Origin of the sequence: Streptomyces sp. NPDC012510 (assembly GCF_042955065.1) — a bacterium.
In the GTDB taxonomy this organism is placed as follows: domain Bacteria; phylum Actinomycetota; class Actinomycetes; order Streptomycetales; family Streptomycetaceae; genus Streptomyces.
Window position 1 is genome coordinate 206,775 of the sequence record NZ_JBIBEN010000006.1, and the last position, 16,171, is coordinate 222,945.

Annotated in this window: 10 protein-coding genes; 9 read left to right on the forward strand and 1 reads right to left on the reverse strand. The window is 67.4% G+C overall.

Features of this window, described 5'->3' with window-relative positions; translation table 11 throughout:
- The first annotated feature begins 29 nt into the window (after nt 1-29).
- The 3 genes from ACFY9I_RS13580 (at nt 30) to ACFY9I_RS13590 (ending at nt 6,546) form a co-directional block, all read left to right on the forward strand.
- Entirely contained in the window at nt 30-3,929 is a 3,900-nt protein-coding gene (locus ACFY9I_RS13580; protein ID WP_391000874.1) for a DNA-directed RNA polymerase subunit beta', read from the forward strand.
- A gap of 181 nt (nt 3,930-4,110) precedes the next feature.
- Nucleotides 4,111-5,223 carry a DUF5937 family protein gene (locus ACFY9I_RS13585; protein WP_391000876.1) on the forward strand — a complete coding sequence of 371 codons (1,113 nt, stop codon included), beginning with the start codon at nt 4,111-4,113 and terminating at the stop codon, nt 5,221-5,223.
- A gap of 51 nt (nt 5,224-5,274) precedes the next feature.
- Nucleotides 5,275-6,546, forward strand: coding sequence for an MFS transporter (locus ACFY9I_RS13590; protein WP_391000879.1), 1,272 nt, complete (start codon nt 5,275-5,277; stop codon nt 6,544-6,546).
- Nucleotides 6,547-6,832: 286 nt separating this feature from the next.
- Here the strand turns inward: ACFY9I_RS13590 and ACFY9I_RS13595 are convergent, their stop codons facing one another.
- Nucleotides 6,833-6,994 carry a hypothetical protein gene (locus ACFY9I_RS13595; RefSeq protein WP_391001491.1) on the reverse strand — a complete coding sequence of 54 codons (162 nt, stop codon included), beginning with the start codon at nt 6,992-6,994 and terminating at the stop codon, nt 6,833-6,835.
- Between the two features lie 484 nt (nt 6,995-7,478).
- Here ACFY9I_RS13595 and ACFY9I_RS13600 point away from each other — a divergent pair, with 484 nt between their 5' ends.
- The 6 genes from ACFY9I_RS13600 to ACFY9I_RS13625 all read left to right on the forward strand — a co-directional run bounded on the left by ACFY9I_RS13600 (nt 7,479) and on the right by ACFY9I_RS13625 (nt 16,160).
- Entirely contained in the window at nt 7,479-7,964 is a 486-nt protein-coding gene (locus ACFY9I_RS13600) for a DUF4190 domain-containing protein (RefSeq protein ID WP_391001456.1), read from the forward strand.
- A 388-nt stretch (nt 7,965-8,352) separates the two neighbouring features.
- A complete protein-coding gene (gene rpsL, locus ACFY9I_RS13605) occupies nt 8,353-8,724 on the forward strand; it encodes a 30S ribosomal protein S12 (RefSeq protein WP_003948652.1) in 372 nt (123 codons plus the stop codon).
- Between the two features lie 2 nt (nt 8,725-8,726).
- Complete coding sequence (gene rpsG / locus ACFY9I_RS13610) at nt 8,727-9,197, forward strand: 30S ribosomal protein S7 (RefSeq protein ID WP_005481264.1); 471 nt, start codon at nt 8,727-8,729, stop codon at nt 9,195-9,197.
- A gap of 39 nt (nt 9,198-9,236) precedes the next feature.
- Complete coding sequence (gene fusA, locus ACFY9I_RS13615; protein WP_033528328.1) at nt 9,237-11,363, forward strand: elongation factor G; 2,127 nt, start codon at nt 9,237-9,239, stop codon at nt 11,361-11,363.
- 182 nt (nt 11,364-11,545) lie between these two features.
- Nucleotides 11,546-12,739, forward strand: a complete 1,194-nt coding sequence (tuf, locus tag ACFY9I_RS13620) for an elongation factor Tu (RefSeq protein WP_033528329.1) — start codon at nt 11,546-11,548, stop codon at nt 12,737-12,739.
- A 196-nt stretch (nt 12,740-12,935) separates the two neighbouring features.
- Nucleotides 12,936-16,160 carry a glycosyl hydrolase 115 family protein gene (locus tag ACFY9I_RS13625; RefSeq protein WP_391000884.1) on the forward strand — a complete coding sequence of 1,075 codons (3,225 nt, stop codon included), beginning with the start codon at nt 12,936-12,938 and terminating at the stop codon, nt 16,158-16,160.
- The last annotated feature ends 11 nt before the right edge of the window (nt 16,161-16,171 follow it).

The following is a 16,171-nucleotide window of genomic DNA, read 5'->3' on the forward strand; positions in this document are numbered from 1 at the left end:
CTTACAACCCTGAGAGGGATTGACGCATAGTGCTCGACGTCAACTTCTTCGACGAGCTCCGGATCGGTCTGGCCACCGCTGACGACATCCGTCAGTGGAGCCACGGCGAGGTCAAGAAGCCCGAGACGATCAACTACCGCACCCTGAAGCCCGAAAAGGACGGACTCTTCTGCGAGAAGATCTTCGGTCCGACCCGGGACTGGGAGTGCTACTGCGGCAAGTACAAGCGTGTCCGCTTCAAGGGCATCATCTGTGAGCGCTGTGGCGTCGAGGTCACGCGTGCCAAGGTGCGCCGTGAGCGGATGGGCCACATCGAGCTCGCCGCTCCCGTCACCCACATCTGGTACTTCAAGGGCGTTCCGTCGCGGCTGGGCTACCTGCTCGACCTCGCCCCGAAGGACCTGGAGAAGGTCATCTACTTCGCGGCGTACATGATCACGTACGTCGACGAGGAGCGTCGCACCCGCGACCTGCCCTCCCTGGAGGCGCACGTCTCCGTCGAGCGGCAGCAGATCGAGAACCGCCGGGACGCCGACCTGGAGGCCCGCGCCAAGAAGCTCGAGACCGACCTGGCCGAGCTGGAGGCCGAGGGCGCCAAGGCCGATGTGCGCCGCAAGGTGCGCGAGGGCGCCGAGCGTGAGATGAAGCAGCTGCGCGACCGTTCGCAGCGCGAGATCGACCGTCTCGACGAGGTGTGGACCCGGTTCAAGAACCTCAAGGTCCAGGACCTGGAGGGCGACGAGCTCCTCTACCGCGAGCTGCGTGACCGCTTCGGCACGTACTTCGACGGTTCGATGGGTGCCGCGGCGCTGCAGAAGCGTCTGGAGTCGTTCGACCTGGACGAGGAGGCCGAGCGCCTCCGCGAGATCATCCGCACCGGCAAGGGCCAGAAGAAGACCCGTGCGCTCAAGCGCCTCAAGGTCGTCTCCGCGTTCCTGCAGACCAGCAACAGCCCCAAGGGCATGGTGCTCGACTGTGTGCCGGTCATCCCGCCGGACCTCCGCCCGATGGTGCAGCTGGACGGTGGCCGCTTCGCGACCTCCGACCTGAACGACCTGTACCGCCGTGTGATCAACCGGAACAACCGACTGAAGCGGCTTCTCGACCTCGGCGCGCCCGAGATCATCGTGAACAACGAGAAGCGCATGCTCCAGGAGGCCGTCGACGCGCTGTTCGACAACGGCCGCCGTGGCCGTCCGGTCACCGGTCCCGGTAACCGCCCGCTGAAGTCCCTCAGCGACATGCTGAAGGGCAAGCAGGGTCGATTCCGTCAGAACCTGCTCGGCAAGCGTGTGGACTACTCCGCGCGTTCCGTGATCGTCGTCGGTCCGCAGCTGAAGCTGCACCAGTGCGGTCTGCCGAAGGCGATGGCGCTGGAGCTCTTCAAGCCGTTCGTGATGAAGCGGCTCGTGGACCTCAACCACGCGCAGAACATCAAGAGCGCCAAGCGCATGGTGGAGCGCGGCCGCACCGTCGTGTACGACGTCCTCGAAGAGGTCATCGCCGAGCACCCGGTGCTGCTGAACCGTGCTCCCACCCTGCACCGCCTCGGCATCCAGGCCTTCGAGCCGCAGCTGGTCGAGGGCAAGGCCATCCAGATCCACCCGCTCGTCTGCACCGCGTTCAACGCGGACTTCGACGGTGACCAGATGGCCGTCCACCTGCCGCTCTCCGCGGAGGCGCAGGCCGAGGCCCGCATCCTGATGCTGTCCTCGAACAACATCCTCAAGCCCGCCGACGGCCGTCCGGTGACGATGCCGACCCAGGACATGGTCCTCGGTCTGTTCTTCCTCACCACCGACGGCGAGATGCGCGACATCAAGGGCGAGGACCGCTCGTTCTCGTCGGCCGCCGAGGCGATCATGGCGTTCGACGCCGGCGAGCTCTCGCTGCAGTCGCGCGTGGACATCCGCTTCCCGGTGGGCACCATCCCGCCGCGCGGCTGGACCCCGCCGGCCCGCGAGGAGGGCGAGCCCGAGTGGCAGCAGGGTGACAGCTTCACCCTCAAGACCACGCTGGGCCGCGCGCTCTTCAACGAGCTGCTGCCCGAGGACTACCCGTTCGTCGACTACGAGGTCGGCAAGAAGCAGCTCTCCGAGATCGTCAACGACCTCGCCGAGCGCTACCCCAAGGTCATCGTGGCGGCGACGCTCGACAACCTGAAGGCGTCCGGCTTCTTCTGGGCGACCCGTTCCGGTGTCACCGTGGCCATCTCCGACGTCGTCGTTCCCGAGGCGAAGAAGGAGATCGTCCGCGGGTACGAGGCGCAGGACGAGAAGGTCCAGAAGCAGTACGAGCGCGGTCTGATCACCAAGGACGAGCGCACGCAGGAGCTCATCGCGATCTGGACCAAGGCGACCAACGAGGTCGCCGAGGCGATGAACGACAACTTCCCGAAGACCAACCCGATCTTCATGATGGTGAACTCGGGTGCACGAGGCAACATGATGCAGATGCGTCAGATCGCCGGTATGCGTGGTCTGGTGTCGAACGCGAAGAACGAGACGATCCCGCGTCCCATCAAGGCCTCGTTCCGTGAGGGTCTGTCCGTGCTGGAGTACTTCATCTCCACGCACGGTGCCCGTAAGGGTCTGGCGGACACCGCCCTGCGTACCGCCGACTCGGGTTACCTGACCCGTCGTCTGGTGGACGTCTCGCAGGACGTCATCATCCGCGAGGAGGACTGCGGTACCGAGCGCGGTCTGAAGCTGCGGATCGCCTCGAAGGACGAGACCGGTGTCCTGCGCAAGGCCGAGGATGTCGAGACCAGCGTCTACGCCCGCATGCTCGCCGAGGACGTCGTCATCGACGGCAAGGTGATCGCGCCGGCCAACGTGGACCTGGGCGACGTGCTCATCGACCAGCTCGTGCACCACGGTGTCGAGGAGGTCAAGACCCGCTCGATCCTGACCTGTGAGTCCAAGGTCGGCACGTGCGCCATGTGCTACGGCCGCTCCCTGGCCACCGGCAAGCTGGTCGACATCGGTGAGGCGGTCGGCATCATCGCCGCCCAGTCCATCGGTGAGCCCGGTACCCAGCTGACGATGCGTACCTTCCACACCGGTGGTGTGGCCGGTGACGACATCACCCAGGGTCTGCCGCGTGTCGTCGAGCTCTTCGAGGCCCGTACCCCGAAGGGTGTCGCCCCGATCTCCGAGGCCTCCGGCCGCGTGCGGATCGAGGAGACCGAGAAGACCAAGAAGATCGTCGTCACCCCGGACGACGGCAGCGACGAGATGGCCTACCCCATCTCCAAGCGTGCCCGTCTGATGGTCAGCGAGGGCGAGCACGTCGAGGTGGGCCAGAAGCTCACCGTGGGTGCCACCAACCCGCACGACGTGCTGCGCATCCTGGGTCAGCGTGCCGTCCAGGTCCACCTGGTCGGCGAGGTCCAGAAGGTCTACAACTCGCAGGGTGTGTCGATCCACGACAAGCACATCGAGATCATCATCCGGCAGATGCTCCGCCGGGTGACGATCATCGAGTCCGGCGACGCCGAGCTGCTGCCCGGCGAGCTGGTCGAGCGCTCGAAGTTCGAGACCGAGAACCGTCGTGTGGTCCAGGAGGGCGGTCACCCGGCCTCCGGACGTCCGCAGCTCATGGGTATCACCAAGGCCTCGCTGGCCACGGAGTCCTGGCTGTCGGCGGCGTCCTTCCAGGAGACGACGCGAGTCCTCACGGACGCGGCGATCAACGCCAAGTCCGACTCGCTCATCGGCCTCAAGGAGAACGTCATCATCGGTAAGCTCATCCCGGCCGGTACGGGTCTGTCCCGCTACCGCAACATCCGGGTCGAGCCGACCGAGGAGGCCAAGGCCGCGATGTACTCGGCCGTCGGCTACGACGACATCGACTACTCGCCGTTCGGCACGGGCTCCGGCCAGGCCGTTCCGCTGGAGGACTACGACTACGGTCCGTACAACCAGTAGGCGAGCGGCTGCAGTCGCTTGAGTTGAGGGGCGGTCACCTTCGGGTGGCCGCCCTTCGGCGTTGCCGGGGTTCCGTCGGCCCGTGCACGGCCGGGTGTTCCGGGGCGAGTGCGGGGTTCGGGCTGACCAGCAGGTGCGCCGGTCCCAGCAAAGGCAGTCGGCTCGCGGTGATGATGTCGCCATGACCATCACTTTCCGGATCCCCGCGTCCGGCGCGGAACTCGTGGGGTTCTCGTACTCGCCGTCGATGGAGGCGGTGCTGAGCCTGCACGTGCTGGTGGAACCCAAGCATCATCCCGTCCAACACGCCTGGGTACGGGCCATGCGCAGGCTGTCGCCGGCGCTGAAACGCGAGATCGACGTGTTCTCCTTCGCCTTCCGTTCCTACTTTCCGGAGTTCTTCTTCCCGTCGCCGACGGGTGAACTGCTCGGCTTTGAGGACGAACTGCGACAACTGCGCTCGGTCGACCCGGAGCTGGTGCAGCTGGAGTTCGCAGTCGCGCTGGGTGGTCAGCCGTTGGGAGGCGGGCCTGGCAGGAACCCCGCTGCCCTCAACGAACCCGAAGTCCGCCGTCGACTGGACGAGCAAGCAGGGGCAACAGGCGATCAGAGGCTGGCCAGGCTGCTGCTCGATGAGCCTGCCTCCCTGTTGGAGCGGTTTCTGGAGATGCTGGAGCGCTACTGGGAGGAAGCGTTCTCACACGAGTGGCAGCGCATCGAGCCGACTCTCGCCGAAAGCGTCACCGAGGCCGGTCGTCAGATCGCCGAGCACGGTCTGTACACCCTGTTCCGTGGCCTGTGGCCGGAGGTGCGCAGCGAACCCGAGGCCGGGCGGGTCTGGCTGGAGCGACCGCACGACCATGACGTCGAGATCACGCCGGAAAAACAGCTCGTCCTCGCCCCCAGCGCTTACGTATGGCCGCACGTTCGCGTCAACTGTGACGGCCCCTGGCCGCTCGGGCTGGTGTTTCCCGCGTCCTCCATCGTCCGCGAGGCCCGCCCGCGCATTCCCCCGGCGCGGCTGACGGGAATCCTCAGGGCACTGGCCGACGACACCCGCCTGCGCACCCTGCGGCTGATCGCCGAACAGCCACGCAGCACGCAGGAGCTCGCCCCCCTCGTCGGAATCACCGAGGCCGGTCTCTCCAAGCAGCTGCGCCTGCTGAGCGAGGCAGGCCTGGTCGAGCGCCGCCGCGAGGGCTACTACGTGCTGTACCGGCTGGTCCCGGAGCAGATGGCAGCTCTTGCCCCCAGCCTGGAGGCGTTCCTGCACGCGAGCGACCCCAGTGATTAGCGGCATTCTCAATCAGTTGATCAGTGCATCGCTCGTTCCGACAGTGGGAGCATGACACTTCTGAAGGACCGGAACTTCCTGCTTCTCTTCGCAGGTCAGGGCATTTCACGTTTCGGTGACGGCATGTTCACCGCTACCACCGCCTGGCTGGCCTGGTCGCTCACCCGTGATCCGGCGGCGGTGGCGCTGGTCACCGTGGCCGCGTACGCGCCGGCATTTCTGGCTACGTTCGTTGCCGCTTCCTACGCCGACCGCTACGACCGGCGACGTCTGATGATCCTCACGGACATTCTCCGGGCGGCGCTGGTGGCTGTCGCCGTGGGCCTGTTCGCGTTCGGATCGATGAACCTGACCGTGCTGGTGGCAGCAACAGCGTTGTTGGCCCTGGTCGGGGCCCCGTTCGCTCCCGCCCGCAACGCCATCGTGCCGCAGATCGTGCCGCCCGCTCTTCTGCAGCAGGCCAACGGACTGCTCCAAGTAGCCTTCCGCGCCGCCTTTTTCGTAGGTCCGCTGGTACTCGCGCCGGTGCTGGCCGTTGCTTCCCTGACGACCGCTGTGGCACTCAACGGACTGACCTTTCTGCTCTCGGCGGCCGCCGTCGCAGCCCTCCGGGTCCGCGCTCCCGCCCGCCTCAGCCGGCCGACCGGGCTTCGCTCCGACCTGGCGGCGGGCCTCAGAGCAGTTCGGTCCGAGCCGGACGTACTGCTGGTGATCGTGACCTTCGTCCTCGCTCTCACCCTTACCAGCGGTTTCCTGACCGTCGGCCTGGTGGCCTTGGTGGGGCAGGGCGGCCAGTACGGTCTGCTGCTGGGGATCGCCGGACTGGCGGAGGTTGCCGGAGCCCTCCTCCTTTCCAGGATTCCGATCCGCAGGCTCGCCCTGGTCGCCATACTCGCCTGGGCCCTGCTGGGTGTCTTCCGACTTCCGCTGGGCCTGGCCACCTCTTCGGTCATGGCAGCCGCTCTGCTCGCGCTGACAGGGCTCGCCTCCGCGCTGACCGACATTCCACTGATCGCACTGGTACAACAGCGCATCCCGGACAGCCACCTCGCCAAGGCCCTCGGTCTGTGGGAGGCCGGCATCGCCGGCGCCCTCGCCGTCTCCCCGTTCATCGCGTCGACGACCATCTCCCTGGTCGGAGTGAGGGCCGCCTTCATGCTGTCGGGCGCCACCCTGGTGGCACTTGCCCTGGTGGCCTCCACGATCCTCGCCGCGACAACCGCCCAGCGGCCCGACCGGCTGGACAGCCGGACGGGTGCCCCCAGGACGAGGCCGTCACAGCTTCATCGCCGCCCCGAAGGGCGGGGCTCTTCACCAAGCTGAACCTGACAGAGAAGTCGTCGCTGACGACCTCGCGCAGGGCGTCCAAGGACAGCACTGGGGAGGCGGGCCAGGTGCGCGCGAACGTGGACGTCCCGGCGCCGGGCGGCGGCTTCGCGCAGCACCGCCTGCGGACGATCAGGTGAGAGAGGTGGCCGTTCTTCATGTGGTCCACGTACTGCGGGAAGTCCTCGCGGACCGAGCCCGGCGTGCGCCCACGGTTGGCGTACGCGTGGCACGAGCACCGCGTGCACTGCCCCCGGGGTTCATCGCCTTGCGGTTCGCCATCTCAGATGGCTCCTTGCGGGTGAAGGGCGCGGGCAGCCCACATGATCCGCATCCCGGCGTTGTCAGTGAGCAGGGCAGCGGCCTCGTGCAGCGGGCACGAGGCGTCGCCGTGCTCCATGGCGGAGTCACCCGGGTCGGCGCGCAGCCAGGCGGTCTCGTCCACGTCGGCGGTGGCGGCGTGGCGCGTCGACGACTTCGAACGCGGTGAGGCGGGACTGGGCCGATCATGTCGCCGGGCCGCGCAGGGCCGCGCCGGGCCGCGCAGGGCGAGGAGGGCGAGGAGGCGAGGAGGGCCTCGTGGCCGTTGGCGGCGATGGTCGTGCGCGGTCGTCCTTCTGCGAAGCCGTCGTCCCCCGCGTGTGTACGTCTCCCGGCCAGCCAACGTACTGGAGATGACCACGGGGGCAACGGGCGGCAACCGGCCAGGCCTGGCCGGGGCCCGTCCCTTGCGGGGCAAGCGCCCCTCGGTGGGCTCGTGAGCGGGGCGGTGTGGCAGAACCGGGACATAAGTGGGACGGGGAACCGATGCCGTCGGGCGGGCGTTGGAGCATCATGGAGGGCACCACCAGTCCGGGGGAGTGTTTCTCGTGTCGAACCCTTCGTGGCAGCCGATGCCGTGGCAGCAGGCGCAGGGCGGCAGCCCTTCGATGCTCGCCGCCCATGCCGATCGTGAGCGTGCCGTGGATGTCCTGCGGGCCGGCTTCAGTGAGGGCCGCCTCCAGCAGGACGAGTACGAGAAGCGCATCGAGAGGGCCTATACGGCGCGCACGGTGGGGGAGCTGACCCTGCTGGTCGCCGACCTGCCCCAGGGGCCCATGGGGATGCAGCCGACCGCCATGGCGCCCATGGTCCCGAGAACGTTCATGCCGGCGCCCGTCCCGCCCCCGGTCACCAACGGCAAGGCCGTCGGCTCGATGATCTGCGGTGTGCTGACGACCATGACCATGGGACTGACGGGCATCCCCGCCGTCATCCTCGGCCACACCGCCCGCGCCGAGATCAAGCGCACGGGCCAGGGCGGCGAGGGTTTCGCCCTGGCCGGCCTCATCCTCGGCTGGCTCTCCGTGGCCGGGTGGGCGTTCTTCCTCACGCTCATGGTGATCATGGGGGTGTCGTCGAGCAGCGGCCCCTGAGCCGTACGGGTCGCCGAGGTGCGCCGGATGTCGCACCATGGGTGGGTTTCAGGGCGTGGGAAAGCCACGCGAACAACTCCCGTGAACCGCACGCGCCGTACGACATCGTGACCCCACGGTGAGCGGGCGCCCCGGCCCCTAAACCCCCGCACGCCCATTTGTTTTGACCATAGCGAATGAGGTAGGTACGCTCAGACCTTGTGCCTGGGGTGTGCCCTGGCTCTCGTGCGTGCCTTCAACCGCACAGGGGGAGCCGTAAGCGGCCGCCGTACTCTGCGCCCTTTCTGCCTCGCGGCGGGAGTTCAGCAGTTTCGACACACCCGACCGCGTGGGTCGGCGAATGTTCCAGGTTAGCTTCACCATTCGGCACACAGAAACCGGAGAAGTAGTGCCTACGATCCAGCAGCTGGTCCGTAAGGGCCGGCAGGACAAGGTCGAGAAGAACAAGACGCCCGCACTCGAGGGTTCGCCCCAGCGTCGCGGCGTCTGCACGCGTGTGTTCACGACCACCCCGAAGAAGCCGAACTCGGCCCTGCGTAAGGTCGCGCGTGTGCGTCTGACCAGCGGGATCGAGGTCACCGCTTACATTCCGGGTGAGGGACACAACCTGCAGGAGCACTCCATCGTGCTCGTGCGCGGCGGCCGTGTGAAGGACCTGCCCGGTGTTCGCTACAAGATCATCCGCGGCTCGCTTGACACCCAGGGTGTCAAGAACCGCAAGCAGGCCCGCAGCCGCTACGGCGCCAAGAAGGAGAAGTAAGAATGCCTCGTAAGGGCCCCGCCCCGAAGCGCCCGGTCATCATCGACCCGGTCTACGGTTCTCCTCTGGTGACCTCCCTCATCAACAAGGTGCTGCTGAACGGCAAGCGCTCCACCGCCGAGCGCATCGTGTACGGCGCCATGGAGGGCCTGCGCGAGAAGACCAGCAACGACCCGGTCATCACGCTGAAGCGCGCGCTGGAGAACATCAAGCCGACCCTCGAGGTCAAGTCCCGCCGTGTCGGTGGTGCGACGTACCAGGTTCCGATCGAGGTCAAGCCCGGTCGTGCCAACACGCTCGCGCTGCGCTGGCTCGTCGGTTACTCCCGCGCCCGTCGCGAGAAGACCATGACCGAGCGTCTGCTCAACGAGCTTCTCGACGCCTCCAACGGCCTGGGTGCCGCTGTGAAGAAGCGCGAGGACACGCACAAGATGGCCGAGTCCAACAAGGCCTTCGCGCACTACCGCTGGTAGTCGCAGACCCCATCGAGACCGAGAGAAGACTGAAGCCTTATGGCTACCACTTCGCTTGACCTGGCCAGGGTCCGCAACATCGGGATCATGGCCCACATCGACGCGGGCAAGACGACCACCACCGAGCGGATCCTGTTCTACACCGGCGTTTCGTACAAGATCGGTGAGGTCCACGACGGCGCCGCCACCATGGACTGGATGGAGCAGGAGCAGGAGCGTGGCATCACGATCACCTCTGCTGCCACCACCTGTCACTGGCCGCTCGAGGGCGTCGACCACACCATCAACATCATCGACACGCCGGGTCACGTCGACTTCACCGTAGAGGTGGAGCGTTCGCTCCGAGTCCTCGACGGTGCCGTGACGGTGTTCGACGGCGTTGCCGGTGTGGAGCCGCAGTCCGAGACGGTGTGGCGTCAGGCCGACCGTTACGGCGTGCCCCGCATCTGCTTCGTCAACAAGCTGGACCGTACCGGCGCCGAGTTCCACCGCTGCGTGGACATGATCTCGGACCGTCTGGGCGCCCAGCCGCTCGTCATGCAGCTCCCGATCGGCGCCGAGGCCGACTTCAAGGGCGTCGTCGACCTCGTGACGATGAAGGCCCTGGTCTGGTCCGCCGAGGCCGCCAAGGGCGAGATGTACGACGTCGTCGACATCCCGGCCACGCACACCGAGGCTGCCGAGGAGTACCGCGGCAAGCTCGTCGAGGCCGTCGCCGAGAACGACGAAGAGATCATGGAGCTGTACCTGGAGGGCGTCGAGCCCACCGAGGAGCAGCTGTACGCCGCGATCCGTCGCATCACCATCGCGTCCGGCAAGTCCAACGACACCACGGTCACCCCGGTGTTCTGTGGCACCGCGTTCAAGAACAAGGGCGTCCAGCCCCTGCTCGACGCGGTCGTGCGCTACCTGCCGACCCCGCTCGACGTCGAGGCCATCGAGGGCCACGACGTGAAGGACCCCGAGCTGGTCGTCAAGCGCAAGCCGTCCGACGACGAGCCGCTGTCCGCGCTGGCGTTCAAGATCATGAGCGACCCGCACCTCGGCAAGCTCACCTTCGTCCGGGTCTACTCGGGCCGCCTGGAGTCCGGCACCGCCGTGCTGAACTCCGTCAAGGGCAAGAAGGAGCGCATCGGCAAGATCTACCGCATGCACGCGAACAAGCGTGAGGAGATCGAGTCGGTGGGCGCCGGCGACATCATCGCCGTCATGGGTCTGAAGCAGACCACGACGGGTGAGACGCTGTGCGACGACAAGCAGCCGGTGATCCTGGAGTCCATGGACTTCCCGGCGCCGGTCATCCAGGTCGCCATCGAGCCCAAGTCCAAGGGTGACCAGGAGAAGCTGGGTGTCGCCATCCAGCGTCTCGCGGAGGAGGACCCCTCCTTCCAGGTCCACTCGGACGAGGAGACCGGCCAGACCATCATCGGTGGTATGGGCGAGCTGCACCTCGAGGTGCTGGTCGACCGTATGCGCCGTGAGTTCAAGGTCGAGGCCAACGTCGGCAAGCCGCAGGTCGCCTACCGCGAGACGATCCGCAAGGCCGTCGAGCGCGTCGACTACACGCACAAGAAGCAGACTGGTGGTACCGGCCAGTTCGCCAAGGTGCAGATCGCGATCGAGCCGATCGAGGGCGGCGACGCCTCGTACGAGTTCGTGAACAAGGTGACCGGTGGCCGCATCCCGAAGGAGTACATCCCTTCGGTGGACGCCGGTGCGCAGGAGGCCATGCAGTTCGGCATCCTCGCGGGCTACGAGATGACGGGCGTCCGCGTCACGCTCATCGACGGTGGCTACCACGAGGTCGACTCCTCCGAGCTCGCCTTCAAGATCGCCGGTTCGCAGGCCTTCAAGGAGGCCGCGCGCAAGGCCAGCCCCGTGCTGCTCGAGCCGATGATGGCCGTCGAGGTCACCACGCCCGAGGACTACATGGGTGAGGTCATCGGCGACATCAACTCCCGCCGTGGTCAGATCCAGGCCATGGAGGAGCGGGCCGGTGCCCGCGTCGTGAAGGGCCTCGTGCCCCTCTCGGAGATGTTCGGCTACGTCGGAGACCTCCGCAGCAAGACCTCGGGTCGCGCAAGCTACTCGATGCAGTTCGACTCCTACGCCGAGGTTCCGCGGAACGTCGCCGAGGAGATCATCGCGAAGGCCAAGGGCGAGTAACGCTCAGCGTTGAACCACCGCGTTCAACGCACCGCGTTCTCACGCTTTAGGCTTGACTCCGGAGCCTCAGGGGGCAAACACCCGCGAATGTGGGTGTTTGCCTCGGGACCCGGATTTCCCAGCAAAGATCACCTGGCGCCGATGAAGCAAGGCGTTCAGAACCACTCCACAGGAGGACCCCAGTGGCGAAGGCGAAGTTCGAGCGGACTAAGCCGCACGTCAACATCGGCACCATCGGTCACATCGACCACGGTAAGACGACCCTCACGGCCGCCATTACCAAGGTGCTGCACGACGCGTTCCCGGACCTGAACGAGGCCTCGGCGTTCGACCAGATCGACAAGGCTCCCGAGGAGCGCCAGCGCGGTATCACCATCTCCATCGCGCACGTCGAGTACCAGACGGAGACCCGTCACTACGCCCACGTCGACTGCCCCGGTCACGCGGACTACATCAAGAACATGATCACGGGTGCGGCGCAGATGGACGGCGCCATCCTCGTTGTCGCCGCCACGGACGGCCCGATGCCGCAGACCAAGGAGCACGTGCTCCTGGCCCGCCAGGTCGGCGTTCCGTACATCGTCGTCGCCCTGAACAAGGCCGACATGGTGGACGACGAGGAGATCCTGGAGCTCGTCGAGCTCGAGGTCCGTGAGCTGCTCTCCGAGTACGAGTTCCCGGGCGACGACCTGCCGGTCGTCAAGGTCTCGGCGCTCAAGGCGCTTGAGGGTGACAAGGAGTGGGGCCAGTCCGTCCTCGACCTGATGAAGGCCGTCGACGAGAACATCCCGCAGCCCGAGCGTGACGTCGACAAGCCGTTCCTGATGCCGATCGAGGACGTCTTCACGATCACCGGTCGTGGCACCGTCGTCACCGGTCGTATCGAGCGTGGTGTCCTCAAGGTCAACGAGACCGTCGACATCGTCGGTATCAAGCAGGACAAGACCACCACCACGGTCACCGGCATCGAGATGTTCCGCAAGCTGCTCGACGAGGGCCAGGCCGGTGAGAACGTCGGTCTGCTCCTCCGTGGCATCAAGCGCGAGGACGTCGAGCGCGGCCAGGTCATCATCAAGCCCGGTTCGGTCACCCCGCACACCGAGTTCGAGGCCCAGGCCTACATCCTGTCCAAGGACGAGGGTGGCCGCCACACGCCGTTCTTCAACAACTACCGTCCGCAGTTCTACTTCCGTACGACTGACGTGACCGGTGTTGTGACCCTCCCCGAGGGCACCGAGATGGTCATGCCCGGCGACAACACTGAGATGAAGGTTGAGCTCATCCAGCCCATCGCCATGGAAGAGGGCCTGAAGTTCGCCATCCGTGAGGGTGGCCGCACCGTGGGCGCCGGCCAGGTCACCAAGATCAACAAGTGAGTCCACTCGCTTGAGGGTCGCTTGACCTGAGAGGGCCCGTACGACTTCGGTCGTACGGGCCCTCTTTCCGTTCCGGAGCCACTCGAGTCCGGACTCCACTCCGAAACTATTCGACGGTGACGACCCATTCCCCTCATGGGCCACTCCCTTCACCATTTGTCATGCCGCTGACCAAATTCGGGTGGAGGGGTGCGCCATGTCGTGGAGCGTCAGTCGTAGGGCGTTGCTCGGGGCGAGTGCCGGGGCCGCCGTGCTGCCCGCGCTGTCCGGGGTCGCGCGGGCGGAGGGGGTGGACATCGCACGGGCGGAGGGGATGGACGCGGCGGGTTCGGAGTTACGGGTGACGGATGCCGGGGCCTGTGTCTCCTTCACGGGCGGAGTCATGTCGCTGGTCGGGGCCCCGGTGGTCGTGGATCCCGAGGATCACCCCGGAGTCGTACGGGTCGCGGGGGACCTTCGGGACGACATCGAGCGGGTGACGGGCGTGCGGCCGGGGAGTTCCATGGCTGCGGAGGTGGTCCTGGTGGGGACCATCGGGCGGAGTCCGCTGATCGACGGGCTGATCGCCGCCGGGAAACTGGACGTCCGCGGGGTGCGGGGGAAGTGGGAGACCTCGCTGCAGACGGTCGTCGAACGACCGATGCCGGGGGTGGAGCGGGCCTTCGTCGTCGCGGGGAGCGATCCGCGGGGGACGATCTTCGGGGTCTACGACGTGTCGTACGGGATCGGGGTCTCGCCCTGGTACTGGTGGGACGATGTGCCGCCGAGGCGACGGGACGCGGTGTACGTGCGGCCGGGGCGGTTCAGTCAGGGGACGCCGGCGGTGAAGTACCGGGGCGTCTTCATCAACGACGAGAACCCGGCGCTCGGGACGTGGGCTCCGGCGTACTTCGGGCCGGGCAAGGCGCCGGGGCACCCCGGGGGCTTCAACGCCGACTTCTGGGCCAAGGTCTTCGAGGTGCTGCTGCGGCTGAAGGGGAACTACGTCTGGCCGGCGGTGTGGGGCCGGGCCTTCGCCGAGGACGACCCGGAGAACCACGCGCGGGCGAAGGAGTACGGAATTGTCATGGGCACGTCTCATGAGGCGCCCATGATGCGGGGGATCGAGGAGTGGAACCGCCATGCCGTGCCGGCGGTGCGGGACAGCGCCGGCAATGTGGTGACCCCCGGGCGTGACCCCTACGGGGGTACCGGCGAGTGGTCGTACCGCCGGAACGCCGAGGCCATCAGGGCGTACTGGCGCGACGGCATCCGGCGGATGGTGGAGCAGGACTTCGAAGGCGTCGTCACGCTGGGGATGCGCGGGAACGGCGACACGAGTCTGCCGGACGGCGACGGCATCGAACTGATGCAGGAGATCATCGCGGCGCAGCGGAGGATCATCGAGGAGGTGACGGGGCGGCCGGCGTCGGAGACTGCCCAGGTGTGGACGCTCTACAAGGAGGTCCAGCGGTACTGGGACCGGGGGCTGCGGGCGCCGGACGACGTCACCGTCGTCCTCACGGACGACAACTGGGGGAACATCCGTAAGCACCCGGATCCGGCGGAGCCCGTACGACCAGGGGGTTACGGGCTGTACTACCACTTCGACTACGTGGGCGTCGGGCGCAACTACAAGTGGGTCGACACGGCGAACCTCGCGAACCTGTGGGAGCAGTTGCACGAGGCGGACGCGTACGGCAACCACGGCTTGTGGGTGGTGAACGTCGGCGATCTCAAGGGGAACGAGCTGCCGACCGAGTTCTTCCTGAACTACGCCTGGAGTCCTGGCCGTTGGGGGCTCGATCGGTTGGAGGAGTGGGAGCGGGGGTTCGCGCGGCAGAACTTCGGGGCGGATGCGGCCCCGGACATCGCCGAGGTGCTGAGCCAGTACGGACAGCTCCAGGCCCGGCGCAAGCCCGAACTGCTGAACCGCCGGATCACCGTGGACACGTCGAAGGACCCGACCGATCCGGCGACGGGCGAGCGCGCGATCGTCTACGACGACCAGGAGACGCCCTTCTACTTCGGCCACCGGGAGCTGGAGAGGGTCACGGAGGAGTGGCGGACGCTGGCGAAGCGGGCCGAGCGGGTGGGGCGGCGGGTTCCGGCGGGCGCGCGGGACGCCTGGTTCGAGCTGGTCGGGTACGAGGTGGAGGCCACCGCGAACCTGTACGGGCTGCGGGAGGCCGAGTTCAAGAACCTGCTGTACGCGGGGCAGGGCCGGGCGGCGACGAATCGTATGGCGGCCGAGGCGGAGAAGGGTCTGGAGCGGGACTTCGCGCTCGCCGAGCGCTTCAACTCCGAGGTGGCGGGCGGCAAGTGGCGGGGCTTCCAGACCCAGCCGCACATCGGGTACGGGGACGTGGAGCGCTACGGCCCCAACGCCGGGTGGCAGCAGCCGGAGAAGAACCACGTGGCCCTCCCGGACGAGATCTTCCCCAAGGTGCGGCGGATCGAGGTGCCCGAGGCGGCGGAGCTGGGGGTGACGGTCGACGGTTCCGAGGACTCGGGGGAGTGGTGGCCTGGGGCCGGTGGGGGGTCTGGTGGGGCCGGTGGGTCCGGTGGGGCCGGAGCGTCTGGTGTGTCTGGTGCGGAGGCGGTGCTTCCGGTGTTCAGCCCGTACCAGACGAGGCCCCAGCAGTACGTGGAGATCTTCAACCGGGGGCGTACGCCCTTCTCGTACCGGATCGAGTCGTCGGTGCCGTGGCTGGTGGTGGAGCGGACTCGGGGGCGGGTCGAGGAGCAGGTGCGGGTGGCGGTGCGGGTGGATTGGGGGCGGGTGCCCGCGGGGGGTGGGGAGGCGTCGCTGACGGTGTCCGGTGCCGGGGTCTCGGTGACGGTGAAGGCCGTTGCGGAGAAGCCGTCGGCCCGGGAGTCACGGAGGCTGAAGGGGTTCGTCGAGGCGGGCGGGTACGTGGCGATCGACGCGGAGCACTACGCGCGGGCGGTGGGGTCGTCCGACGGGCGGGTGCGGTGGCGGCGGATCGAGCGGATCGGGCGTACGGGGGCGGGGGTGATGCCGTGGCCGGTGACGGCGGCCCGGCAGACGCCGGGTGGGTCGGGGCCGCGCCTGGAGTACGAGATCGGCCTGGTGTCGGCGGTGGACGAGGTGACGGTCTGGGCGTACGTCTCGCCCAGGAATCCGACGCTCGCGACGGGCGGGCTGCGGTACGCCGTGTCGTTCGGCTCCGGGACTCCGCAGGTCGTCGACATCAACGCGGTCACCGGCGCCGACGACGGGCTCATGAACAAGCAGTGGGCGCGCAACACGTCGGACAACGTCAACGTGACGGCGACCCGGCACACGATCTCCGGGCCCGGGGTGCACCGGCTGAAGTTCTGGATGGTCGATCCGACGGTGGTGCTGCAGCGCTTGGTGATCGACACGGGTGGGTTGACGCCGACGTATCTGGGGCCGCTGGAGAGCCACCGGATCTGAGAAGGGATTGG

What these genes read in the sequence shown, in the direction of transcription:
- ACFY9I_RS13585 (WP_391000876.1), top strand. Translation starts at nt 4,111, where the DNA reads ATGACCATCACTTTCCGGATCCCCGCGTCCGGCGCGGAACTCGTGGGG.
- ACFY9I_RS13590 (WP_391000879.1), top strand. Translation starts at nt 5,275, where the DNA reads ATGACACTTCTGAAGGACCGGAACTTCCTGCTTCTCTTCGCAGGTCAG.
- ACFY9I_RS13600 (WP_391001456.1), top strand. Translation starts at nt 7,479, where the DNA reads ATGCTCGCCGCCCATGCCGATCGTGAGCGTGCCGTGGATGTCCTGCGG.
- rpsG (WP_005481264.1), top strand. Translation starts at nt 8,727, where the DNA reads ATGCCTCGTAAGGGCCCCGCCCCGAAGCGCCCGGTCATCATCGACCCG.
- fusA (WP_033528328.1), top strand. Translation starts at nt 9,237, where the DNA reads ATGGCTACCACTTCGCTTGACCTGGCCAGGGTCCGCAACATCGGGATC.
- ACFY9I_RS13625 (WP_391000884.1), top strand. Translation starts at nt 12,936, where the DNA reads ATGTCGTGGAGCGTCAGTCGTAGGGCGTTGCTCGGGGCGAGTGCCGGG.